9 protein-coding genes are annotated in these 6,459 nt (G+C 35.6%); 5 read left to right on the top strand and 4 right to left on the bottom strand.

Going from position 1 to position 6,459, the window contains the following annotated elements:
• Window positions 1-189, top strand: a 189-nt coding sequence (locus tag PHF25_08220) for a hypothetical protein (GenBank protein MDD4528001.1), incomplete at its 5' end; no start/stop codon positions are given.
• Between the two features lie 58 nt (window positions 190-247).
• Here the strand turns inward: PHF25_08220 and feoB are convergent.
• Both feoB and PHF25_08210 read right to left on the bottom strand, forming a co-directional pair.
• Window positions 248-2,386, bottom strand: coding sequence for a ferrous iron transport protein B (gene feoB, locus PHF25_08215; protein ID MDD4528000.1), 2,139 nt, complete (start codon window positions 2,384-2,386; stop codon window positions 248-250).
• Complete coding sequence (locus PHF25_08210; GenBank protein ID MDD4527999.1) at window positions 2,373-2,681, bottom strand: FeoA family protein; 309 nt, start codon at window positions 2,679-2,681, stop codon at window positions 2,373-2,375. The genes feoB and PHF25_08210 overlap by 14 nt, the downstream gene beginning before the upstream one ends.
• Window positions 2,682-2,768: 87 nt before the next feature.
• Here PHF25_08210 and PHF25_08205 point away from each other — a divergent pair, with 87 nt between their 5' ends.
• The 4 genes from PHF25_08205 to PHF25_08190 all read left to right on the top strand — a co-directional run bounded on the left by PHF25_08205 (window position 2,769) and on the right by PHF25_08190 (window position 5,041).
• Window positions 2,769-3,137: a metal-dependent transcriptional regulator gene (locus PHF25_08205; protein MDD4527998.1), complete on the top strand. Its 369-nt coding sequence runs from the start codon at window positions 2,769-2,771 to the stop codon at window positions 3,135-3,137.
• Between the two features lie 272 nt (window positions 3,138-3,409).
• Window positions 3,410-3,889, top strand: a complete 480-nt coding sequence (locus PHF25_08200) for a membrane lipoprotein lipid attachment site-containing protein (GenBank protein ID MDD4527997.1) — start codon at window positions 3,410-3,412, stop codon at window positions 3,887-3,889.
• 10 nt (window positions 3,890-3,899) lie between these two features.
• Window positions 3,900-4,322, top strand: coding sequence for a hypothetical protein (locus tag PHF25_08195; GenBank protein ID MDD4527996.1), 423 nt, complete (start codon window positions 3,900-3,902; stop codon window positions 4,320-4,322).
• On the top strand, window positions 4,322-5,041 hold the full coding sequence (locus PHF25_08190; protein ID MDD4527995.1) for a class I SAM-dependent methyltransferase: 720 nt from the start codon (window positions 4,322-4,324) through the stop codon (window positions 5,039-5,041). Before PHF25_08195 ends, PHF25_08190 begins: the two co-directional genes overlap by 1 nt.
• A 36-nt stretch (window positions 5,042-5,077) precedes the next feature.
• Here PHF25_08190 and PHF25_08185 read toward each other — a convergent pair whose 3' ends face one another.
• Both PHF25_08185 and PHF25_08180 read right to left on the bottom strand, forming a co-directional pair.
• On the bottom strand, window positions 5,078-5,926 hold the full coding sequence (locus PHF25_08185; GenBank protein ID MDD4527994.1) for a hypothetical protein: 849 nt from the start codon (window positions 5,924-5,926) through the stop codon (window positions 5,078-5,080).
• A partial coding sequence (locus PHF25_08180) for a DUF1007 family protein (GenBank protein MDD4527993.1) occupies window positions 5,923-6,459 on the bottom strand: 537 nt, incomplete at its 5' end. The genes PHF25_08185 and PHF25_08180, both read right to left, overlap by 4 nt.

Here is a 6,459-nt window from a genome sequence, read left to right as displayed (position 1 = left end):
AATGCAGAACTATCCGCTGAACATCCTAAATACTATAAAGAAATCCACCTAATTTATGAATTTGGTAAAAGTGTCCCAAAGGACAAAGCAAAAAAAGCTATCGATTTATCACTAGAAAAATACTGTGGAGTTAACCAAATACTAAAGCAATTAGCTAAAGTTAGCTATGAAATAAAGTTTGTTGAGTAAACAACCAATTCTGCTCACCCTTAAGTGGGGAGCTGTCACTGAAGTTGACTGAGAGAGGCTACAATAAAAGCAAGCTAACCCTATAAACAACAAATGAAGCTAACCACGCAACCGAAAGAGCATAGACAGAATAAATACCTACTATTTTCCAAGAACCAGCTTCTTGTCTAAAAACAGCCATCGCTGCAACACAAGGAATATACAAAAGGACAAACACCATTAACGACAAGGCAGTTGCCTTCGTAAAATTGGGATCTTGTTGCAATGCCGCTCTCAAATCAGTAATACCATCTTGAGTTTCACCCAAAGAATATATCGTGCTTAAGGTAGAGACAACAACCTCTTTTGCAGCTAACCCAGTAACCAACGCTATGCCTATTCTCCAATCAAAGCCTAACGGTCTAATAATTGGCTCCAGTAGCTTTCCAGCTCTGCCAGCAATAGAGTATTCCAATTGTGCTGAAGCTTCCATCAGGCCTAATTCAGCAACCAAGGACTGCTTTTCACTATCAACATAATTACTTTTAACGACCTGAACCTTCTGCTCCTGAAAGTTCTGCTTAATTGCCTGACTATGCGGAAAACTGCTTGCCACCCAAATCAACACTGATGCAAGCAAAATAATTGTTCCTGCTTTTTTCAAATACATTTCTGCTTTTATCTTTGCTTGGAAAAAAATAGATTTTAAAGTTGGCATTCTGTATGGTGGTAACTCCATTACAAAAGGCTCAGACTCACCTTTATAAATAGTTTTCTTTAATAAAACTGCAGAAACAAGCGCTATCGCAACTCCAAACAAATAAACACCAAACAACACGTTTCCTGCCATCTCTGGAGCAAAAAAAGCACCAATCAGCAACACATAAACAGGTAGTTTCGCCCCACAACTCATGAAGGGGATTATCATCATCGTCACGATTCTGTCACCCCTGTTTTTAAGTGTTCGTGTTGCCATAATTGCTGGAATAGAACAACCAAACCCAGTTATCATGGGCAAAAAAGACTTACCATGAAGACCCACAAAGTGCATTACTTTATCCACTACAAAAGCTGCTCTAGCCATATAGCCAGTCGCTTCCAGAAAAGATAAAGCAATAAATAATAAAACAATATTAGGGAGAAATATCACAACCCCGCCAACACCAGAAATAATACCATCTACAATTACTGAGTGCAGTATTCCAGCAGGCAACACATAACCCACACCTATGGCTAAATACTTAAATCCTAACTCAATCCACCCCATTGGAGCTTCTCCCAGCCTAAACGCAAACTGAAAAACAAGCCACATAATTACAAAGAAAAAAGGTAAGCCTAAAAATCTGTTTATCAAAAAAGTATCTATCCAGTCTGTAAGAGTTTTACTCTCTCTAACTTTATAGATTACTGTCTCTTGGACAGCTCCTCGAATAAATGCATTTATATCTTCAACTATCACCAATTCTGGATCGTCGTATCCCTTTTGTTCAAAATCATCATAAGTATCTTGTAAAATTTTTCCTATTCTTAACCAAACAGGATACTCTTTCACTTCAGAATAGACGTGTTTATCATTTTCTAATAATTTTATAGCTAACCATCTAGTTGAATATTTATCTAGGCCACTTTCTGTTTTTAACAACTGCTCCAACTCAGCAATTTTTTCTTCTATCCGTTCACTAAAAGAAAGCTTATCCTTAGCGCTCACTATCAAACCAGAATAAACTCTAATAATATGATCAAATAAATTATTGAGCCCTGTTTTTTTGACTGCCGAGGTTGGAACAACATGAGAACCTAACAACCTCTCAAGAAGTTCAATATCTATTTTCGTTCCTTGTCTAACGACCTCATCATGCATATTTAAGGCAACCACCATATTTACCTCAAGTGCCATCAACTGAACCGTAAGAGCTAGATTCCTTTCTAGATTAGTTCCATCAACAACATTGACCACAACATCTGGTCGTTCTTCTATTAGGTAATTTCTAGCAATAACTTCCTCTGGAGAATAGGCCGTTAAAGAATATGTACCAGGAAGATCAACAAACTTAAGAGTAAAGCCATTATGATTTACTGTACCCTCAGATTTCTCAATTGTAACACCTGACCAGTTGCCAACTTTTTGATTTGCTCCAACCAACTCGTTAAACAGAGAAGTTTTTCCGCTATTTGGGTTCCCAGCCAAGGCAACAGTAATAACATTACTTGCCATCATGCTCTCCAATTTTACAATGCTTAATTTTCTTCTGGTTGCCCATAGGTTTTCCGTCACCAACCTCACCAATCTTCACAACATTTATACTCTCGGCTTCTTCCACTCGCAAGGTTAAATAACAGCCACGAAAAGATATTTCAATCGGATCTCCCAATGGTGCTTTTCTAATAAGCTTAATCTTTAAACCCTTGGTTACCCCAAGATCTAATAGGCGTCGGCGTATTTCACCTAAAGCCTTAACAGAAAGAATCTCAGCTTTATCTCCTGGTTTTAATTCAGACAATTTTACTTCCATATTTCTCCTTGCCTAACACTTGCAAATTAGGTATGCCTAATTTATAATATTTTAAGAACAATGTCAACAACAAAAAGGAGCGATTGCATGAAGCCAACGGCTGCAATGGAAGATTACTTAGAAGCGCTACTTGTACTTGAACAAAAAAATATTGAAACAAGAGTAAAAAATCTAGCGGAAGAGCTTAATATTAAACCTCCATCTGTTATAGAAATGATTAAATCGCTTATTTCAAAAAAGTTAGTTTCTCAAAAACCTAGAGAAAACATAAAGCTTACTTCTACGGGGAGAGAAATAGCAAAAAAAATTCAAACCAGGCACCTAGCCATAAAAGATTTTTTCCAGCACATTCTTGGTATGGACGAAGCCTTTGCTGATTCAGAAGCTTGTAAAGTTGAACATTGTTTAAGCACCGAAACTTGTGATAAGTTGATTGAATATATGGCTAGTTTATAAGGGCTTCCGCAGCCCTTATAAACCCTTCGTTCCTTCGCAAAACTCGAAAATTAAAATTTGGGAACTTTTTCATCACCCTGTGATTTACAACTATTTTCATTATTCATCACTCAACCTGCGGGAGCATTGCTCAGGAACAATATTAAACACAAACAATCCTTCCCTTTTTAAGGGAAGGTGCCATGAACCAGAGCAAAGCGATTGGTAAATGGCGGGAGGTGATATAATTTTAATAAGGAACTATTTCCTTGATAACGTTGTATAATATATCTATGAAAAAAATATTATTTATACTGTTTTTGCCAATCATGCTAATTCTAACTGGTTGCCAAACAAATATGGTTGTTAACAATGTAGACGTTAAAACTCTCTCACCACTTCTAACAGACTATGCCTTGCTCAATGGTTACAAGATTCTATATCGCAACGAAAACACAGGCGCCTATCGCATCTACTTAGGACAAATGTACATCCCTGCTCAACTGGAAACTTACAAAGAAAAAACAACTCAGCTCAACACAAAAGACATCCAGCATGACTTAACTAAATATGAAGAAACTACCTTTAAAGCAATCAGCCAAAAGGACCAATACGTAGACTTAGTTGTCATGGTTAGACTATTTAATCAAAATAATGACGTAAAAATGACAATCGAGTCAGATGGTGAATACTACTATCAGCCAACCGCAACTCAAGGGAATAAACTGAAACGATACTTGGAAAATTCAGGATATGCTGTAACAATACAATAGGGGAAATAATATGAAAAAAATTCTTTTAATAATCATCCCAGTCTTAATAATTCTTGGGATTACTTTCGCTCAAACCAGAGTTTACAAGCAAATCAAAAGCGTTTCTCTCCACCAAACGGGTAAGGTTATTGAATCTGTAGATAAAGGAAACCTGTTTGAGGTTACGCTAGAAATTGATGAAGCAACAGACAGGGTGACGAAAACTAACATTAAAAGATTAGACCAGGACTCATCTTGGAATATTAATAAAAACTATACCATTAAAAAAGACAAAACCACGCTGGGTAGCCAAATGGGAGAAGGCGGGAAAACCATTGTTGCTGTTGCCAATAATGGTGATGAAATTTTAGAAATAAGTGAGGAGTTTTTGTTCTCCTCCAAAGGCAGTTCTTTTTCACAAATGATAACTGGAATTTATAAAAGAATAAAATAATGTATCAAAACTTTTCAGACATATACGATGAACTTTTTCCTGTAAGTGAAGCACAAAAAACTTTTTTTATAAATCTTGCGACAAACATTACAGAGCCCAAAAATCTACTTGAAATAGGCTGTGGTACAGGCGAACTAGCAATTGCCCTAGACAAACACTTCAACTATATTGCGGCCATAGACCTAGACCGCTCTATGATAGAAAAAGCTGTCAGCAAACAACATAGCCATCATCTAGACTTCAAACAAATGAACATGACACACATAGATAATTTCTTTTTCAACCACTCCTTTTCAGTTCTTAGTTGTCTTGGAAATACCTTAGTGCATCTACCCTCTTCCTTAGACATTCAAATGTTTATTAGTGGCTGTCATCAGCTACTACGTAAAAACGGGAAACTTGTCCTTCAAATACTTAATTATGAGAAAATATTTGCTCAAAACATCACTCTGTTAAAAAATATAGAAACAGACAACTTCCTCTTTGAGAGACAATATGACCTGCTAAACAATGAAAAGGTTATCTTTAGAACAATCGTAACCTCTAAAAAAACAAAAGAAGAAAAAATATCAGAGACAAGCCTATACCCTATCAGACCGCAGAACTTACTCACTCTTCTTCATGATTGTGGATTTAACAATATCGTCACCTATGGAAGTTTCAATAAAGAAAACTTTACTTCCGATTCTGATGTTTTAGTTATTGAAGCTACTACCTAAGCTCGCTTCAAGCTAAACTAACGACAAAGAAAACAATTACAAAGAGTAGCCTAGCAACAAACCAATAATAATCAGAAAAATCGCGCTACTAATGCTTAATAAAGAAGAAAACACCCCTCTAGTTTTACTTCCTATCAGATTAACTACTTTATCTCTAAAAATAATCACTATAATTGAAATAATAGACAAAGAAACTGCCATGCCCAAAGCAATTACAAAAACAGAAAGAATTCCAAACCAAAACAAACCGATTGATGAAAAAAAAGCAAGAAACAATAAAGTGCCAGGACAAGGAACTAATCCCAAAGTAAAAGGTAAAATAACTCCATTAACGGTATCCTGCTCAACCGAATTTGATCTAATATCATTAAGCGCTTTTATTAACATATATGCGCCTATCGCTGCTACTAGATAAAAACTAAATTTCTGCATTAAAATCTCGTACTTAGATGCCCCAACAAAAGGAGCTACTATTGCAAATGCTTTCATAGACAAAAACAAAATCAACGCAGATGTGGAATGTATTAAACTAAATACAAACCCGAAAAAAATTCCTTTCAGAAGATTGGCCTTCTCCCCCATAAAATAAGAAATAGCTATTATTTTTCCATGACCAGGACCTATTGCATGAATAACTCCATACAAAAACACCATCCCCATTACTAAGAAAATAACACCTGTCTGGCTTCTCTCACTAGACCGTGATCTAACAACTATTTCTTTTCTTAAATCTTTCTGAATAATTGATAATTGAGCCACAACTGGTGATAAAATAGAAGCATTAATAACACACTTCCGTTCTTCTTTTATTTTACTACCAGACAACATTGGATTAGCAAACAAGCAACCTGCAAACAATAACAATATCATCAACCTAATCTTCATTTTTTACTAAACCTAACTCTAAAACCCGCTGGAACAATTACGTTCTGGTAATAGGCATCCTGTTTTCGCTTCTCTCTATTAACCACAACAGAATAATTATGATCATTTTCAAAGGACACAGCTTCTTTCTTTACAGGATCTACATGAATGTAATATGTTGGATCAAAAAACATTACAATCATTTCTTTAGGCATAGCTGTTGCCTGAACATGACAAGGCACAAAAAATGAATACACTATTTTATCTTCCACAAAGAATGGCTTAAAATCCTTAATAAATGTTGGATAAAAAATCTTACCATCTATGTAAAATTTAGAAAAATAATTATGTTCCTTTAGATTATCAAAAGCCTCTGCTTTTAATACTTTAACCTCAGCATCAGAAAAAATTCTGTCACCATCAACATCATAAGCTTCCACAAAAGAACTAAACATCTCGTCAAAATACCATGTTGTCTGAACGCCCGAAACGCCTTCATCATCAAAACATATTGTTGTTTCATAATCTATAAAACTATGCGGATGAGCAAAAAG

The sequence above is a fragment of the Candidatus Margulisiibacteriota bacterium genome, assembly GCA_028706105.1.
Classification (GTDB): Bacteria; Margulisbacteria; Riflemargulisbacteria; order GWF2-35-9; family DYQY01; genus DYQY01.
Note: the sequence above shows the minus strand (reverse complement) of the source record. Positions and strands in the feature narration are given on the sequence as shown.

Bases quoted from the DNA above. Each gene is read 5' to 3' on its own strand.
- feoB (MDD4528000.1), bottom strand. From the start codon at position 2,386: ATGATGGCAAGTAATGTTATTACTGTTGCCTTGGCTGGGAACCCAAAT.
- PHF25_08210 (MDD4527999.1), bottom strand. From the start codon at position 2,681: ATGGAAGTAAAATTGTCTGAATTAAAACCAGGAGATAAAGCTGAGATT.
- PHF25_08205 (MDD4527998.1), top strand. From the start codon at position 2,769: ATGAAGCCAACGGCTGCAATGGAAGATTACTTAGAAGCGCTACTTGTA.
- PHF25_08200 (MDD4527997.1), top strand. From the start codon at position 3,410: ATGAAAAAAATATTATTTATACTGTTTTTGCCAATCATGCTAATTCTA.
- PHF25_08195 (MDD4527996.1), top strand. From the start codon at position 3,900: ATGAAAAAAATTCTTTTAATAATCATCCCAGTCTTAATAATTCTTGGG.
- PHF25_08190 (MDD4527995.1), top strand. From the start codon at position 4,322: ATGTATCAAAACTTTTCAGACATATACGATGAACTTTTTCCTGTAAGT.
- PHF25_08185 (MDD4527994.1), bottom strand. From the start codon at position 5,926: ATGAAGATTAGGTTGATGATATTGTTATTGTTTGCAGGTTGCTTGTTT.